The 1,993-nt window shown below is 39.7% G+C and carries 4 protein-coding genes and 1 pseudogene; all 5 read left to right on the top strand.

Going from position 1 to position 1,993, the window contains the following annotated elements; all coding sequences use genetic code 11:
• A pseudogene (locus tag ACIDEJ_RS15200) lies at window positions 1-211 on the top strand (IS5/IS1182 family transposase); the annotation flags it as partial.
• Window positions 212-357: 146 nt separating this feature from the next.
• On the top strand, window positions 358-645 hold the full coding sequence (locus ACIDEJ_RS15195) for a hypothetical protein (RefSeq protein WP_411988887.1): 288 nt from the start codon (window positions 358-360) through the stop codon (window positions 643-645).
• A gap of 148 nt (window positions 646-793) precedes the next feature.
• Window positions 794-973, top strand: a complete 180-nt coding sequence (locus ACIDEJ_RS15190; RefSeq protein ID WP_411988886.1) for a cysteine peptidase family C39 domain-containing protein — start codon at window positions 794-796, stop codon at window positions 971-973.
• A complete protein-coding gene (locus tag ACIDEJ_RS15185) occupies window positions 951-1,643 on the top strand; it encodes a cysteine peptidase family C39 domain-containing protein (protein ID WP_411988885.1) in 693 nt (230 codons plus the stop codon). Before ACIDEJ_RS15190 ends, ACIDEJ_RS15185 begins: the two co-directional genes overlap by 23 nt.
• Before the next feature lie 51 nt (window positions 1,644-1,694).
• Window positions 1,695-1,993 (top strand): transposase (locus tag ACIDEJ_RS15180; RefSeq protein WP_411987625.1); only part of this gene is annotated, 299 nt, incomplete at its 3' end.

Below are 1,993 nucleotides of genomic sequence, written 5' to 3'. Positions count from 1 at the left end.
GCTTCATGGTTCAAATAAACAGTGGAAAAAACGGTATGGTTATCATCGGCGGTCAATCTCAGAAACAGCAATGTACAGAGTGAAGCAACTACTTGGTGGCAGATTGAGCCTGCGAAATTATAACGGTCAGGTAGGAGAAACTTACGCGATGATAAAGGCGTTGAACAAGCTCACAGGGCTAGACATGCCTGAAACTCACTGTGTAGTATGATCTTTAAACAATTATGATGGATTTGTTCGCTGAGTCGATTTAGGAAACAAAGCCGTGCCACTGGTGCAGCTTTACGAAGCTCTAGCGAGTAACAGTAGTGTCTATTTGGGAGTGCGTCTAGCTCTCCCATTTACAGGAGAAAAGTTTTGTTTTCAAGAAATTGTCCGTCATGCGGAAAAAAAATATCTTTCAATTGGATAAGAAAAAACGCAAAAAATGATTTTTTCAACTGTCCTCATTGTAACTGTGCATTAACTCCTAAATTTTCTAATGTAATTATTAATAGCATTATCTTAGGTGCCGGAACGGGAGCGATTTTAGCGAAATTTACAAACATGCCAATAGAGTTGATTATTGTTATTTGCTCATTAAGTGGTATGTATCTTCAGAAATATATAGATATACTTTTCTCTCTTGAAAAAGTAGATGAATAACTGCGGTTTTAGTTGTTTGTTTAAATTATAGAAATAATGAGCCACAATTGAGTCATCATTTAGATTTCAACTTTTTGCAGCTTATGACGGAAAGGGTTTGTTATTTTTGTATAAATGGTTATAAAAATGAAACTTAGTGATCTTATAAATGGATACTCCTAGCAAGTTAATATCTTTTGCAGTAGGTAATACTACCCCTCTCATTCTCCAATCTGAAATTGCAGAATGCGGTCTTGCCTCATTGGCAATGGTCGCTAGCTATTATGGTTATCAACTTGATATGCCTTTCAGCAAATCTAAAAGGAATGAACCTTCAACAACTTATTGAGTTGGGTGACAGTCTAGGTTTAGCTAGTCGTGCTTTGCAGTGCCCTATTGATGAGGTCCATAAACTACAAACACCCTGTATTCTGCATTGGGATATGAATCACTTTGTTGTGTTAACCAAGGTTTCAGGTAAAGGCGCTAGTGCCAAGTTTGCGATCAATGATCCTGCTGTTGGTAAACGCACGCTAACAACGGTAGAATTTAGCAAACACTTTACAGGTATTTGTTTAGAGCTTACCCCTACCAGTAAATTTGAAATAAAAGAAGATAAAGCCAAAATGAAGTTTACCCAATTGTGGCCTTCTATGTCGGGCTTAAAATCAGGCTTAGTCAAACTCATCGGTTTATCTTTGGTACTGCAACTCTTTGCTTTAATGACACCCTATTATATGCAGTGGGTGGTGGATGAAGTCTTAATCAGTTTTGATAAGCCATTACTTACAGTGTTAGCGATTGGCTTTGCTCTAGTTACCATTATTTCGGTAGTCACTAACGCTGTACGTAGTTGGTTGATCTTGCGCCTTTCAAGCCTACTCAATATGCAAATGGGTGTAAACTTGCTCAGGCACTTACTACGTTTGCCGATGAATTATTTTGAATCACGCCATATTGGCGATATTGTCTCCCGTTTTGGTTCATTAGGGCTTTGTTTCCTAAATCGGTTGAACTAAAACGGTAGCCGCTGATCTGATCGGCATAACCTATCAACTAACCCCTTAACCGTGCCAAAACTTCGCTATAAAATAACTAACTGGAAGCAATACAACCAAGCCCTAATCAATCGTGGCTCGCTGACCTTCTGGATTGATGAGGACGCTATCGCCCAGTGGAAAGCCAAGGCCGAGCAACTTGGAAAAGGTCGCCCTCGCGTATTTAGCGACTTAGCCATTACCACAGCGCTGATGGTTAAACGTGTTTTCGCTATGCCACTGCGAGCGCTGCAAGGCTTTATTAATTCGGTATTTCAACTAGCCCAGGTACCACTTACTTGCCCACATTATACTTGCATCAGCAAACGTGC

Source organism: Shewanella mytili (genome assembly GCF_046765975.1).
GTDB lineage: Bacteria > Pseudomonadota > Gammaproteobacteria > Enterobacterales > Shewanellaceae > Shewanella > Shewanella mytili.
Note: the sequence above shows the minus strand (reverse complement) of the source record. Positions and strands in the feature narration are given on the sequence as shown.